At 59.8% G+C, this 14,221-nt stretch carries 12 protein-coding genes; 4 read left to right on the top strand and 8 right to left on the bottom strand.

All coding sequences use genetic code 11. The features are described 5' to 3' along the window. The first annotated feature begins 13 nt into the window (after positions 1 to 13). The 3 genes from AAGF34_RS00555 (at position 14) to AAGF34_RS00545 (ending at position 4,102) form a co-directional block, all read left to right on the top strand. Entirely contained in the window at positions 14 to 1,840 is a 1,827-nt protein-coding gene (locus AAGF34_RS00555) for a response regulator (RefSeq protein WP_342618693.1), read from the top strand. A 139-nt stretch (positions 1,841 to 1,979) separates the two neighbouring features. Further along, complete coding sequence (gene leuA, locus AAGF34_RS00550) at positions 1,980 to 3,704, top strand: 2-isopropylmalate synthase (RefSeq protein WP_342618692.1); 1,725 nt, start codon at positions 1,980 to 1,982, stop codon at positions 3,702 to 3,704. Then, on the top strand, positions 3,701 to 4,102 hold the full coding sequence (locus tag AAGF34_RS00545) for a VOC family protein (protein ID WP_342618691.1): 402 nt from the start codon (positions 3,701 to 3,703) through the stop codon (positions 4,100 to 4,102). The genes leuA and AAGF34_RS00545 overlap by 4 nt, the downstream gene beginning before the upstream one ends. A gap of 28 nt (positions 4,103 to 4,130) precedes the next feature. Here the strand turns inward: AAGF34_RS00545 and AAGF34_RS00540 are convergent, their stop codons facing one another. The 4 genes from AAGF34_RS00540 to hemA form a co-directional block, all read right to left on the bottom strand. Further along, complete coding sequence (locus AAGF34_RS00540) at positions 4,131 to 4,583, bottom strand: GNAT family N-acetyltransferase (RefSeq protein WP_342618690.1); 453 nt, start codon at positions 4,581 to 4,583, stop codon at positions 4,131 to 4,133. A 19-nt stretch (positions 4,584 to 4,602) separates the two neighbouring features. Then, the gene (gene prmC, locus AAGF34_RS00535) at positions 4,603 to 5,439 is read right to left on the bottom strand and encodes a peptide chain release factor N(5)-glutamine methyltransferase (protein WP_342618689.1); all 837 of its coding nucleotides are present in this window, start codon (positions 5,437 to 5,439) and stop codon (positions 4,603 to 4,605) included. Further along, a complete protein-coding gene (gene prfA, locus AAGF34_RS00530; RefSeq protein ID WP_342618688.1) occupies positions 5,436 to 6,554 on the bottom strand; it encodes a peptide chain release factor 1 in 1,119 nt (372 codons plus the stop codon). Before prfA ends, prmC begins: the two co-directional genes overlap by 4 nt. A gap of 71 nt (positions 6,555 to 6,625) precedes the next feature. Then, positions 6,626 to 7,885 carry a glutamyl-tRNA reductase gene (gene hemA, locus AAGF34_RS00525; protein WP_342618687.1) on the bottom strand — a complete coding sequence of 420 codons (1,260 nt, stop codon included), beginning with the start codon at positions 7,883 to 7,885 and terminating at the stop codon, positions 6,626 to 6,628. Between the two features lie 77 nt (positions 7,886 to 7,962). Between hemA and AAGF34_RS00520 the strand changes: the two genes are divergently transcribed. After that, positions 7,963 to 8,241, top strand: coding sequence for a hypothetical protein (locus tag AAGF34_RS00520; protein ID WP_342618686.1), 279 nt, complete (start codon positions 7,963 to 7,965; stop codon positions 8,239 to 8,241). 9 nt (positions 8,242 to 8,250) lie between these two features. Here the strand turns inward: AAGF34_RS00520 and AAGF34_RS00515 are convergent, their stop codons facing one another. The 4 genes from AAGF34_RS00515 to ugpQ all read right to left on the bottom strand — a co-directional run bounded on the left by AAGF34_RS00515 (position 8,251) and on the right by ugpQ (position 14,095). Beyond that, the gene (locus AAGF34_RS00515) at positions 8,251 to 9,837 is read right to left on the bottom strand and encodes a SpoVR family protein (RefSeq protein WP_342621193.1); all 1,587 of its coding nucleotides are present in this window, start codon (positions 9,835 to 9,837) and stop codon (positions 8,251 to 8,253) included. 47 nt (positions 9,838 to 9,884) lie between these two features. After that, positions 9,885 to 11,156, bottom strand: a complete 1,272-nt coding sequence (locus tag AAGF34_RS00510) for a YeaH/YhbH family protein (protein WP_342618685.1) — start codon at positions 11,154 to 11,156, stop codon at positions 9,885 to 9,887. A gap of 24 nt (positions 11,157 to 11,180) precedes the next feature. Continuing rightward, positions 11,181 to 13,103, bottom strand: a complete 1,923-nt coding sequence (locus AAGF34_RS00505) for a PrkA family serine protein kinase (RefSeq protein ID WP_342618684.1) — start codon at positions 13,101 to 13,103, stop codon at positions 11,181 to 11,183. Between the two features lie 194 nt (positions 13,104 to 13,297). After that, the gene (gene ugpQ / locus AAGF34_RS00500; protein ID WP_342618683.1) at positions 13,298 to 14,095 is read right to left on the bottom strand and encodes a glycerophosphodiester phosphodiesterase; all 798 of its coding nucleotides are present in this window, start codon (positions 14,093 to 14,095) and stop codon (positions 13,298 to 13,300) included. Between the last annotated feature and the right edge of the window lie 126 nt (positions 14,096 to 14,221).

Here is a 14,221-nt window from a genome sequence, read left to right as displayed (position 1 = left end):
GGGGACGGCCGCCATGGCACTGGCCATGGCGGCGTTGCTGGTATCCGAGATTGCGCAAATGCGCGCCATCGATAAGAGCAACGCCCTGCGCTCGGATTCACTGACTGCGCTGGTTTTCCAGTTTGAGCGGGAATTTCTGCGTACCAGGCAGGCATTGGGCGAAGCGCTGGTCAGCCGTACGGAGAACGACGCCGACGCCCTGTCGCTGCGCTATGACATCTTTCTCAGTCGCCTGACCCTGCTGCGTGACAGCCCCAGTGTTGCGCTGTTGACGGGACGCGAGGAGTACCGCAAGGTCTTTGCAGGCCTGGAGCCTTTGTTGGTGGAGATGGACGCGGCGCTGTCCGACAGACCTATCCGATTTGCCGGGCTTGCCAACGCTCAGAAAAGACTCAACACGCTTGGGCCCGATGTGCAGGCACTGACTCTTGCAGCAGATTCCGAGGTCGCGTTGCTGCTGGAGCACCAATCGGACGCCATGGGCAGGCAAAACGGCCTCATTGTCTGGCTGACTATTGCACAACTGGCTTTGCTGACGATCGCCTCGGGCGCCCTTGTCATGCGCCACAGGCGCCTGGAGGCCGAGCGGAGGGCCATGGAGCAACTCACCCAGGAATTGCGCGAAGCTCGCTTTCGTGCCGAGTCGGCAAGTCGGGGCAAAAGCCAATTTCTGGCGAATATGAGTCATGAACTCCGCACCCCGTTCAACGGGCTCATCGGCATGCTGGACCTGCTGCAAAGCACGCCCATGAACGCCGAGCAAACCGACTATGTCCAGATGGCACGCACATCTGCCGGCCATCTGCTGACGTTGTTGAACGATGTGCTGGACTTGTCCGCGCTAGAGTCCGGCAAACTTTCACTGAAATCCACCTATGTGGCAGTTCCGCACGTGCTGGCGGACGTGGCAGCCCTGATGCAGCCGCTGGCCAAAAGCAAGGGCCTGGAATTTCACATCGATCTGCCGCAGGCTGTGCTGCCTCTGGTCTTCGTGGATGAGACGCGTCTCAAGCAAATCCTGTTCAATCTGTTGAACAACGCCATCAAGTTCACCGAAATCGGTCATGTGCACCTGAAGGTTTTCGAGGCCATGCGCATGGAGCAGACCATTGCCCTGGAATTTGAAATCACAGATACCGGCATTGGTATGGATTCCCAGACACTTTCGCGGTTGTTCCAACGCTTCTCTCAGGGGGATGACAGCCGTACACGCAAGTTTGGTGGTGCTGGCCTGGGGCTGGAAATATCGCAGTCCCTGGCACGCATGATGGATGGTGAGATCACGGTGCGAAGCGTGGTGGGGACCGGGTCGACCTTCACGGTCAAAGTGCGGGTGCCATTTCATCCAGGGCTGAGTGCTGCGGCAGCCAACTCACCATTGGTTCAGCCGAATCCTGTGACTCAGGAGCCGACTGTGACGGGCGAAGGCGCTACAGCAGACGTGGTCACACAGGATATGCGGGTGCTGGTGGTGGAAGACCACCCGATCAACCAAAAGCTGGTTGCGGTCCTGTTGCGTCGCATGGGCTGTGAGGCTACGTTCTGTGAAAACGGGGAACAGGCACTGGACTGGGTTCAACGCAAACCCTTTGACATGGTGCTGATGGATGTGAACATGCCGGTCATGGACGGTCTGACCGCGACCCGCGCCATTCGTGCTCTGCAAGGTGCAGCTTCCAAACTGCCGATTGTGGTGCTTACCGCTGACGTCATGAACGACGCCAATGGCCAGGCTCTGGCTGCAGGCGCCAATGACTTTCTCAGCAAACCGGTAAATGCAGATCGACTGCGTGCACTGGTCGGTAAGTATGCTGGCGAGAAAACGTTCGAATTATCATAAATAATGCTTAATTTTATTAAAAATTGGTAGTTGTTGCCAAATAAATTTGATTTAAAGCATGCATTGGCAATAATCTGCGCACTGCAATGGCATAACATGCTTCTTATACCCGTTCGTAAGTCTTATAAGGAGTTTGCCCGTGTTAGCCAATCCCGCTTCCAAGTACCGACCTTTCCAGGGCGTCCAGCTTGCTGACCGCCAATGGCCTTCCAAAACACTGACCGCGGCGCCCATCTGGATGAGCAGCGACTTGCGTGACGGCAACCAGTCTCTGTTTGAACCCATGAACGGCGAACGCAAGATGCGCATGTTCCGCAAGCTGTGTGAAGTGGGCTTCAAGGAAATCGAGGTGGCCTTTCCCAGCGCGTCCCAGACCGACTTCGATTTCGTACGCAACCTGATCGAGGGCGGTCACATTCCGGCGGATGTGACCATTGAAGTCCTGACCCAGTCACGCGAGCATCTGATCCGTCGTACTTTCGAGTCCCTCCAAGGGGCACGCCGCGCCATCGTGCACGTCTACAACGCCACTGCCCCCGTGTTCCGTGAGGTGGTCTTTGGCATGCAGAAGGCCGAGGTCGTGGAAATGGCCGTGCAGTCGGTGCGCCTCATCAAGGAGCTGGCGGCCCAGCAGCCGGGCACGGAGTTCCAGTTGGAATACAGCCCTGAGGTCTTTAGCAGTACCGAGCCCGAATTCGCACTCGAAATCTGCAATGCAGTAACGGCGGAATGGGGCGCAACACCTTCCAACAAGGTCATCCTCAACCTGCCCGCCACCGTGGAAGGCGCAACCCCCAATGTCTACGCAGACCAGATCGAGTGGATGCATCGCCATCTGGCACGGCGTGACAGCATTGTCCTGAGCCTGCACCCGCACAATGACCGGGGTACTGCGGTTGCTGCCGCCGAGTTGGGTTTGCTGGCTGGCGCCGACCGGGTGGAGGGTTGCCTGTTCGGCAATGGCGAGCGTACCGGTAATGTGGATATCGTGACGTTGGCGCTCAATCTGTACACGCAGGGCGTGGCGCCTGGCCTGGACTTTTCCGACATCAATGCAGTGGCGCGCACGGTGGAATACTGCAACCAGCTTCCCATCCATCCCCGTCACCCTTATGTGGGCGATCTGGTCTTCACGGCCTTTAGCGGTTCGCACCAGGATGCCATCAAGAAGGGGCTTGCCGCGCAGAAGAAGGACACGATCTGGGATGTGCCTTACATGCCGATCGATCCAGCAGACCTGGGGCGCAGCTACGACTCGGTCATCCGCGTCAACAGCCAGAGTGGCAAAGGCGGCGTGGCCTATCTCATGGAGGTGGAATACGGCGTGGTCATGCCGCGCCGCCTGCAAGTGGAGTTCTCCAGTGAAGTGCAGAGCTACACCGATACCCACGGCGGTGAGATGACGGCACAGGACATCTGGAGCCTGTTCGATGCCACCTATTTGGACGCCGACAACGCCAGCGTGCGTTACCTGGGCCACCACCTGTTTGAAGTCGCCGGGCATGGCAAGACACCGGCGCAAGGCATCGAGTTGCAACTGAGCATGGAAGGGCGTTCCGTGCAGCTCAGAGGTGTGGGCAATGGCCCCATTGACGCAGCCGTGCATGCGCTGCAAAGCGCGGGTCTGGAAGTGCAGGTGCGCAGCTTTGAAGAGCGCTCCACCAAAGCCAGCCAGCATGCCGGCGATGCGCAGGCCTGTGCTTTCATCGAGTTGGCGGCCGTTGGTGCCCGCTCGGAGCGCTATGGTGTCGGACTCGACAGCAACATCGTCACGGCCTCGCTCAAGGCATTGGTCAGCGGCGTGAATCGGCTGGGCTTGCAGATCGAGAGCACGCGCGACAAGGTGGAGGAGGCTGTAGCGTGATCTCCCACACGCACATCGGCATTACCGACTTCGACCGGGCCTTTGCCTTCTACGACCGGGTGCTGTCTGCGTTGGGTTGGGTGTTGAAGTTCAGTGAGCCCGAAAAAGCGTGGGCTGGCTGGATGGTGCCCCACCAGGCGCGACCACTGTTTCTGATTGGCAGACCTTTCGACGGGCAGCCCCATGTGGCTGGCAACGGCCAGATGGTGGCTCTGCTGGCGCCCACCAGGGCCGTGGTAGACCAAACCTATACCACCGCCTTAGCCCAAGGAGTCCACAGCGAAGGGGCGCCGGGCCTGAGGCCGCAGTACCACGCCAACTACTATGGCGCTTACTTCCGCGACTTGGACGGCAACAAGCTCTGTGTGTGCTGCCATGCCGAAGAAGCGGTGCCCTGATGGGCGTGCGTAGCAGCTGAAGGCAGGTTCAAAGGTTCAGGTTGTAGGCCAGGAAGACTTCGTCGAGCTGCCAGCCCAAGGATGCGTACAGCGCTTGCGCCGGCAGATTGTTACGCGCCGTGGTGAGGTCCATGCGGGCAGCGCCCTGTTGCCTCGCATACTGTGCCGCAAACTGCAGCAGCGCTTTGCCCATGCCGGACTTGCGTTCCCCCGGGGCCACATACAAGTCATACAGCACATAAATCGGGGCTGCAATCACCGAGCAGAAGCTTGGGTAGAGCTGGCTGAAACCCCGTGCAGTGCCCATGGCGTCCTCGGCGATCAGGATGGTGGACTGCCCTTTGGCCATGCGCTCGCCAATGAACCGTCTGGCCAGCGCCAGATCATCCGGCTGTTCGTAGAACTGCCGGTAGCCATTGAACAGAAGAGCTACGGTATCCAGATCAGCTGGCGTTGCCAGCCGGACACTGATGGTCTGCATAGGGTTGTGTGCTTTCTGTTCAAGCCTGCCATTGGCCGCCGCTGCAGCGCTCAATGCCTGGCAGGTCTCGGCGGGATTGGACGTTGTGAAAGCCGGCATTTTGCAACAGGGTGCGTACGGCAGGGGCCTGGTCATAGCCATGCTCCAGCAACAGCCATCCGCCTGGCAGCAAACGCGTGGGCGATTGCGCAACGATGGTACGGATTGCATCCAGTCCGTCCTCTCCACTGACCAACGCCTGCAGGGGTTCATGCGTCAGCGCAGCCAGATGCGCATCCTGTGCCGCGATATACGGCGGGTTGGAGACAATCAGCGAAAAGCGTTCTTGCACGTTCTGCAGCCAGGAACCCTTGTGGAAGTGAACGGCAAGCTGCAGTCGCGCTGCATTGCCCTCTGCCACCGCCAGGGCGTCCATGCTGAAGTCCAGCGCGTGGATCTGCCATTGGGGGCGATGGTGCTTCAGCGCCAGCGCAATGGCGCCGCTGCCGGTGCCCAAGTCGATGGCGCTGGGCATTTCAGCACCAGCCGGGCGCCCGGCGTCCATCACCTCCAAAGCCCAATCCACCAAGGTTTCGGTATCTGCGCGCGGGTCCAGCACGCGCGCGTCCACGCGTAGATCCAGGCCGTAGAACTCCTTGTGCCCGGTGATATAGGCCATGGGCTCCCCGCTTGCGCGGCGTTGCGCCAGGGTGTGCACGCGGTCTTGCGTCTGCGCACTGAGCTCGTCACTGCCATGCGCCAGCAGCCAGGCCCGGTCGCTGGTGGGGCGCTGCAGGGCATGCAGCACCAACATCTGCGCTTCCAGCCGCTCGATGCCCAGGGACTGGCCATGCAGCACGGCCTGCGTCAGGTTCACGCGTTGAGCTCCAGGGCTGCCATTTGCTGTGCGGCTTCATAGGCCTGCAGGGCTTCAATCACGTCGCCCAGATCGCCTTCCATGATGGACAGCAGCTTGTACAGCGTGAGGTTGATGCGGTGGTCGGTGAGGCGGCCTTGCGGGAAGTTGTAGGTGCGGATGCGGTCGCTGCGGTCGCCGCTGCCCACCAGGCTCTTGCGCTCAGCCGCATCCTTTGCGGCGCGTTCGGAACGCTCTTTCTCATGGATGCGGGCAGTCAGCACCTTGAGGGCCTGCGCCTTGTTGCTGTGCTGGCTGCGCCCGTCCTGGCACTCGGCCACGATGCCGGTGGGAATGTGGGTGATGCGCACGGCCGAGTCGGTCTTGTTGATGTGCTGACCACCGGCACCGCTGGCGCGGAAGGTGTCAATGCGCAAATCCGACGGATTGATCTTGATGGCCTCAGCCTCGTCTTGCTCGGCCAGCACGGCCACCGTGCAGGCACTGGTGTGGATGCGGCCCTGGGTTTCGGTGGCGGGCACACGTTGTACGCGGTGGCCGCCCGACTCAAACTTGAGCAGCCCATAGGCGCCACAGGCGCCGGTACTGGTCATCACCGTGCCCTCCACCCGCAGCACCACTTCCTTGTAGCCACCCAGTTCGCTCTCCGACGAGCTCATGATTTCCGTCTTGAGGCCCTGGGCATCGCAATAGCGGGTGTACATGCGGGCCAGGTCCGCCGCAAACAGGGCGGATTCATCGCCACCAGTGCCGGCGCGGATTTCCACAAAGGCAGGGCGCTGGTCGTCCGGGTCCTTGGGCAACAGCATGCGCTGCAACTCTTGGTCCAACTGGGCTAGCTCGGCGGTGGCGCTGTCTACCTCTTCTTGCGCCATGGCCAGCATCTCCTCGTCGTCGGCAGAGGCCTTCAACATCTCTTGCCCGGCTGCCAGATCGGCCTCGCGCTGCTGGTAACGCGCCCAGCGGCTGGCCACTGCGCCCACTTCGGTGTGTTCCCGTGAGAGCGCCAGGAATTGCTTCATGTCCTGCATGATGTCTTCGCGTGAGAGCAGGAATTCGAGCTCTCCCAGACGGTCAGCGTAGCGGGCTAGTTGTTGGCGCAGAAAGGGTTTCATGGTGTTGCAAAGGACAAAGAACAAAGAACTGCCCCAATGAAGCGGGCAGAGGCGACGGCAGGGCAGGGCCGCTAACGTTCTTTGCGCAGGAAAAAGCGTTGGATGGCGGTGCTGGCACGCTCGCGCGCAGTCACGTCGCCCGCATGCAGTTCGGCCATGGCGCCGTGCAGCATCTTTTGCGTGAGACCCTTGGCCAGTGCTTCCAGGGCTGCGTCCACATCGCCGTCACGCGCCAGCAGCTTGCGGGCGCGCGCCAGTTCGGTGGCACGCCACTGCTCGGCCTGGGAGTTGAGTTGCTGAATCAGCGGCACCGAGTTGCGCTGTTCGATCCAGTGCATGAAGCTCTGCACCCCGGCATCCACGATGGCCTCGGCCTGTGCCACCGCTGCCTGGCGGTTGGCCTGGGCGGTCTGCACCACGCTGGCCAGATCGTCCACGGTGTAGAGATACACATCGCCCAGCGCCTTGACCTCAGGCTCAATGTCGCGCGGCACGGCCAGGTCCACCATGAACATAGGGCGGTGGCGGCGCTTCTTGAGCGCACGCTCCACGGCACCCAAGCCGATGATGGGCAGGGAGCTGGCGGTGCAGCTGATCACCGCGTCAAACTCGTGCAGGCGCTCAGGCAGGTCGGCCAGACGCATGACTTCAGCACCAAAGCGCACGGCCAGCTTTTCGCCGCGTTCCAGGGTGCGGTTGGCAATGGCGATGGATTGGGGATTCTTGGCCGCAAAGTGTGTGGCGCATAGCTCGATCATCTCGCCAGCGCCCACAAACAGCACTTTGACCTTGGCCAGGTCTTCGAACAATTGCGACGACAGGCGCACGGCCGCTGCAGCCATGCTGATCGAATGCGCGCCGATTTCGGTGGAGGTGCGAACCTCCTTGGCGACAGCAAACGAGCGCTGGAACATCTGTGACAGCGTGGTGCCCAGCGCGCCAGCCGCATCGGCAGCACGCACCGCATCCTTGATTTGACCCAGGATCTGGGGCTCGCCCAGCACCATCGAGTCCAGCCCGCTGGCTACGCGAAAGGCATGGCGGGCGGCCTGATCGCCCTCCAGGTGGTAGGTGTGAGAGCGCAGCTCATGGGGAGAAACACCGCCCGACTGGGCCAGCCAGTTCAGCGTTTGTTCCAGTGCAGCTTCGTCACCTGCGCAATAGATCTCGGTGCGATTGCAGGTGGAAACAATGGCGGCCTCCGGGTTGCGGGCCAGGCTTTCCCGCAGGGCTACCAGATGGGGTTCCACCGAGTCCATGGCGAACGCAAACCGGCCGCGCAGGTCCAGCGGCGCGGTGGTGTGGTTGATTCCTAATGCCCAGACTGCCATACGTTTATCGGTGGATTATAAAATCCCGGCCATTGCTATACCAAAGTTGAGCCGTTTTACGGACTCCGCCCCTTCCCATGAGTCTGTTTGGCTTGATCGATCACCTGCTGAATTTTCTGCTGCCAGCGCTCACCGTCGGGCTACTGGTCGCTGTGTTGGCGCCGCTGGTGATCAAGAAGGCGCGCACCCATCATAGCTGGCTCAAGCAGGGCGCTATCAATTCTATAGCATGTTTTATTGCCCTGCTTGGTGGGCTTTGGTTTTTCGGTCACGACGGCAAGATGGCCAGTTACGCCGCCATGGTATTGGCCTGCGCAAGCTGCCAATGGTTGATGGCTGGTGCCTGGCGCAGCTGAAGCTCGCCCTTAAACCGGTGGGGCGGGAACGCTCCACTGCTTGGTGACGTCACCGTTGGCATTGACACTCTCCAGCTTCACGCCGAATCCCCAAAGGCGCGCCGTATGCTTCAGCACTTCCTGCGTGCTGTCTCCCAAAGGCCGGTCCTGGTAGGGGAAATGGCGCAGTATCAGCGTGCGGTCCCCGCGCAGATTGACGTTCCAGACCTGAATGTTGGGCTCGCGCGTACCCAGGTCGTACTGCTGCGACAGGGCCTGGCGTAGTTCGGCGTAGCCCGCCTCGTCGTGGATGGCGCCCACCTCCAGTTCGACCTTGCGCTCGTCGTCATGAATGGCAAATAGCCGGAAGTCGCGCATCAGCTTGGGACTGAGAAACTGGCCGATAAAGCTCTCGTCCTTGTAGTTGCGCATGGCATGGTCCAGCGTGGGCAGCCACGGCGCTCCGGCCATGTCGGGAAACCAGCGCCGGTCTTCCTCGGTCGGGTGTTCGCAAATGCGCTGGATGTCGGTGTACATGGCAAAGCCCAGCGCGTAGGGGTTGATTCCGCTGTAGGCGCGGTGCCCAACCGGCGGCTGGTAGATCACATTGGTATGCGAACTCAGCCATTCCATCATCACGCCGTCGCTCAATTGACCGTCGTCGTACATGGTGTTTAGCAATTTGTGGTGCCAGAAGGTGGCCCAGCCTTCGTTCATGACCTGCGTCTGCCGCTGCGGGTAGAAGTATTGGGCGATCTTGCGCACCAAGCGCACTACTTCGCGTTGCCAGGGCTCCAGCAGCGGAGAGTTCTTTTCAATGAAGTACAGCAGGTTTTCTTGGGGCTCGCTGGGAAAGCGCTGCGCTGCCGGCGCATCTTCCGCCTTGTCCAGGCGCTGGGGCAGGGTGCGCCAGAGATCATTGACCTGGAGCTGGGCATGGGCCTCACGTGCACGTCGCTCCGCCAGCTCCACCGCCAGACTTTTCTTGCTGGGGCGGCGATAGCGGTCCACGCCGAAATTAGCCAAGGCATGGCAGGAGTCGAGCACGGATTCCACCGCGTCCAGCCCGTAGCGTTCCTCGCATTCGGCGATGTAGCTGCGCGCAAAGACCAGGTAATCGATGATGGACGAGGCATCCGTCCACATGCGAAAGAGGTAATTGCCCTTGAAGAAGCTGTTGTGGCCGTAGGCCGCATGGGCAATCACCAGGGCCTGCATGGCGGTGGTGTTCTCTTCCATCAGGTAGCTGATGCAGGGGTTGGAGTTGATGACGATTTCATAGGCCAGTCCCATGTTGCCGCGGCGGTAGCGCTTGTCGGTGGCAATGAACTCCTTGCCATAGCTCCAATGGCGGTAATTGATGGGCATGCCCACACTGGCATAGGCGTCCATCATCTGTTCAGCGGTGATGATTTCCAGCTGGTTGGGATAGGTGTCCAGGCCAAAGCGCTGCGCCGTATCGCGAATCACGTCGTGGTACTGCTCGATGATGTCAAACGTCCAGTCACTGGTATCAGGCAACGGGTGGTGGGCTCGTGGAGGTGCTGGCAAGGGTTGCTGCAATGTGTGGCGCGCCCTGCGTTCCCCGGCCACAGGAATGCGTGCGACATCATCCATGTGCCGGTTTTCGGCCGTTCGACCACTGACGCTGGTGAGCGGCGTGTTCATGCGTTGGCCCCTTCCTTCTTGAACAGATCCCGGAAGATGGGGTAGATGTCGGTGGGTTCGATGACCTTGCGCATCGCAAAGTTGGCATGGTCAGCTCCGATTGCTGCGTATTCTTCCCAGAGGTTCTGTTCCTCCTCGGCAACCTGGATGTAAGCGTAATAACGGCACAGTGGCAGCAGCGTCTCGGCCAGCAGCTCGCGGCAGCGGCCGCTGTCGCTGCTGAAGTTGTCGCCATCGCTGGCCTGGGCACCGTAGATGTTCCATTCGCTGGGCGAATAGCGCTGAGAGATGATCTTCTGCATCAGGTCCAGCGCGCTGCTGACTACCGTGCCCCCGCTCTCCGTGGCGTGGAAGAAGGTGTCCTCATCCACTTCCTGCGCCTGGGTGTGATGGCGGATGAAGACGATGTCGATCTTTTCGTAATGGCGGGTCAGGAACAGGTACAGCAAGATGAAAAATTGCTTGGCCAGGTTCTTGCGCCCCTCGTCCATGGAGCCTGACACATCCATCAGGCAAAACATGACGGCCTTGACCATGGGCACTGGCGTCTTCACCACACCGCGAAAGCGCAGGTCCAGCGGGTCCAGAAATGGGATGCGCTTGAGCCGCAGTTCCAGGTCCTTGATCTCCTGACGCAGCGCCCGGATGGCAGCCTCATGCCCCAAGGGAAAGCGCTCCAGCTCCGCTAGAGCGGCAATCTTGTCTTTCAAATCCTGGCGTGCGCCCGCACCCAGTGACAGGCGTCGACCCAGCGCATGCCGCATGGACCGCACGATATGCAGGTTGCTGGGTGTGCCGTCCTTGGTGTAGCCGGCCCGGTGTGATTTCCACTCCGGCGTTTCGCCGATCTGGTTGCGAATCAGGTGCGGTAAAGCAAGCCCGTCAAAGAAGACTTGCATGAACTCCTCTTTGCTCAGGGTGAAGATGAAATCGTCTTCGCCTTCACCGGAGTCGCTGGCTTTGCCGCCCCCCTTGCCACCACCTCCGTCTTGCGGGCGCTTGATGCGGTCGCCACGCAAATGGTCGGTGTTGCCCGGATGCACCAAATCACGCACGCCTCCCGACCCATGGTGAAACACGGGTTCGCTGATGTCTTTCCTGGGAATGGTGACGTCTTCGGCCTGCTCCATGTCGCGGATGCTGCGTCCCGCAACGGCCTTGCGCACGGCCTCCCGAATCTGCTCCTGATGGCGGCGCAAGAACCGCTCCCTGTTGCCGATGGACTTGTTTTTGCCGGCAAGCCGGCGGTCAACAATGTGTAGGGCCATAGGGTGACTTCAGGTTGGGCGACCTCAGGAACTCTTGCGCACCCGCAAATACCACTCACACAGCAGCCGCACTTGCTTGGATGTGTAGCCCTTGGCCACCATGCGTGTCACGAAGTCCTCGTGCTTGCGCGCATCGTCGGCGCTGGCCTTGGCATTGAAGCTGATGACGGGCAACAGCTCTTCGGTATTCGAGAACATCTTCTTTTCGATGACCACCCGCAGCTTTTCGTAGCTGGTCCAGGATGGATTCTTGCCCTGGTTGTTGGCACGGGCACGCAGCACGAAGTTGACGATCTCGTTGCGGAAATCCTTGGGATTGGCAATGCCTGCAGGCTTTTCGATCTTCTCCAGCTCGGCGTTCAGGGCCACACGGTCAAACACCTCACCTGTGTCGGTGTCGCGGTATTCGTTGTCCTGAATCCAGTAGTCCGCGTAGGTGACGTAGCGATCAAAGATGTTCTGGCCGTATTCGCTGTAGCTCTCCAGATAGGCGGTCTGGATTTCCTTGCCAATGAACTCCGCGTAGCGGGGCGCCAACAGCTCCTTGATAAAGCCGGTGTACTTCTGTTCCAACTCGGGCGGAAGCTGTTCGCGCTCGATCTGTTGCTCCAGCACGTACATCAGGTGAACCGGATTGGCGGCCACTTCGGTGCTGTCAAAGTTGAACACCTTGGACAGGATCTTGAAAGCAAAGCGGGTGGACACGCCCGTCATCCCTTCATCCATGCCAGCATAGTCGCGGTATTCCAGATAGCTCTTGGCACGCGGGTCGGTGTCCTTGAGGCTTTCACCGTCATACACCGCCATCTTGCTGAACAGGCTGGAGTTCTCGGGCTCCTTGAGTCGGGTCAAGACTGCGAACTGACTCATCATCTTGAACGTACCCGGTGCACAGGTGGCGGAACCGAGTGACGACTCGCGGATCAGTTTTTCATAGATCTTGATCTCGTCGCTCACGCGCAGACAGTAGGGCACCTTAACGATGTAGATGCGATCCAGGAAGGCCTCGTTGTGCTTGTTGTTCCGAAAGGTCTTCCATTCACTCTCGTTGCTGTGCGCCAGCACCACCCCATCAAACGGAATGGCGCCGAAGCCTTCCGTTCCCTTGAAGTTGCCTTCCTGCGTTGCCGTGAGCAGTGGGTGCAGCACCTTGATGGGCGCCTTGAACATTTCCACGAATTCCAGCAGGCCCTGGTTGGCCTGGCACAGACCGCCAGAGAAACTGTAAGCGTCCGGATCATCCTGGGAGAAGGTTTCCAGCTTGCGGATATCCACCTTGCCGACCAGGGACGAAATGTCCTGGTTGTTTTCGTCACCCGGTTCGGTCTTGGAAATGGCGATCTGCTTGAGCACGTTGGGGTAGCGCTTGACCACCCGGAACTGGCGTATGTCTCCGCCGAACTCATCCAAACGCTTGACGGCCCAAGGTGACAGGATGCGCTGCAGATAGCGCGTTGGAATACCGTAGCTATCCTGCAATATCGGCCCGTCTTCAACCGCATCGAACAGGCCTAGTGGGCTTTCATTGACCGGGGATCCTTTGATGGCATAGAAGGGCACCTGTTGCATCAAGTGTTTGAGGCGCTCTGCGAGCGAACTCTTGCCACCACCAACCGGGCCTAGCAGATACAGAATCTGCTTGCGCTCTTCCAGGCCCTGCGCGGCGTGGCGGAAGTAGCTCACGACCTGTTCCACCACCTCTTCCATGCCGAAGAACTCGGAAAAGGCGGGGTAGATCTTGATCAGCTTGTTGGCAAATATGCGCGACAAGCGTGGGTCGTTGCGGGTGTCCAGCACCTGTGGCTCACCGATGGCTTTGAGCATGCGCTCCGCCGCAGTTGCGTAGGCCAAAGGATTGCGTTTGCACTCGAGCAGATACTCGTCGAGGCTCATCTCTTCTTCGCGGCTACGCGCAAAGCGGGCTACGTAATTACCAATCGCGTCCATAAGAACTCCTGGCAAGTAACAGCAACACAACCAATCACTCCGATGCCGGAAGTGTAGGTATTGTTTCCATACTAATCCAAACGTTTCAATGAAAGTTGGGGTTTACCGAAAGAGAACAATAGACCTAAGGTGAATAAACCCAAAGTGGCTAAAAAAACACAGCGCGCGATGTCGGAAACAAGAAATTTTTTGCGCTATGCAGCAGGACTGAACAGGTCCACCCGGTCCGTGATCACGCCGTCGGTGCCCAAGGAAATCAGACGTGCCGCCTCTTGTGTGTCGTTCACCGTATAGCTCAAGGTTCTGAAGCCGGCTGCCTTGGCTTGCAACACGGTGTCTGCATTCCATAGCGTGTGGTTGCACACGATGGCCTGGCATTGCAGTGTCTGTGCCTTGGAGAGCCAGGCGGACCAGGGCAGCTCTTCCAGCGCATCGATCAACAACCCGCGCGGCAGTTCGGGTTGCGATGCCAGGGCACCTTCCAGTGCGGGAATGTCAAAGGAAGTGAGCAGTGGTGGAATTGCAACGCCGTTGAAATGGCGTGCAGCGTGTTGCGCCACCACTTCACCGGTGCGGTATTCGGTGCCCGGCGTGGGCTTGATTTCAACGTTCAGAAAAAAACTGTTGCGTACGCAAAACCGCGCTATGGCCTCGAAAGTAGGTAGTGGCTCCGCTGCAAAAATGCGGGAGTGCCAACTGCCGGCGTCCAACTGGGACAGTGCGTGCCAACCGTGGCTTCCCGCAATGTCACTGACGCCTGGCTGCCCCACACCCAGTCGCTCGGCAGCGTTGGTGGTTCGCTGCAGTTCTGCGTCATGCATCAGGAATGGCACGCCATCGGCGCTGAGTTTCACGTCGCACTCGAACATGCGGTAGCCATGGCCGGCACCGGTACGGAAAGACGCCAGGGTGTTTTCGGGGGCCAGCTTTCCGGCTCCGCGGTGGGCAATCCAGCGGGGATAAGGCCAGGCAGGCAAAGTGCGTGGGTTCATGAGGGATCAAATCGGGCAAAGGTTATTTCAACATTGTGCGTCAGCCCGAAGCCGGCTCAGACTGTGCCGCTGGTGTGGCCTTTTCAGAACAGAAACGGTCGCTTTGGTGCACTGCGGTACCATCGC

It is taken from the genome of Rhodoferax sp. GW822-FHT02A01, from assembly GCF_038784515.1.
Taxonomy (GTDB): domain Bacteria; phylum Pseudomonadota; class Gammaproteobacteria; order Burkholderiales; family Burkholderiaceae_C; genus Allorhodoferax.
This window is presented reverse-complemented; position numbering and strand designations above follow the sequence as displayed.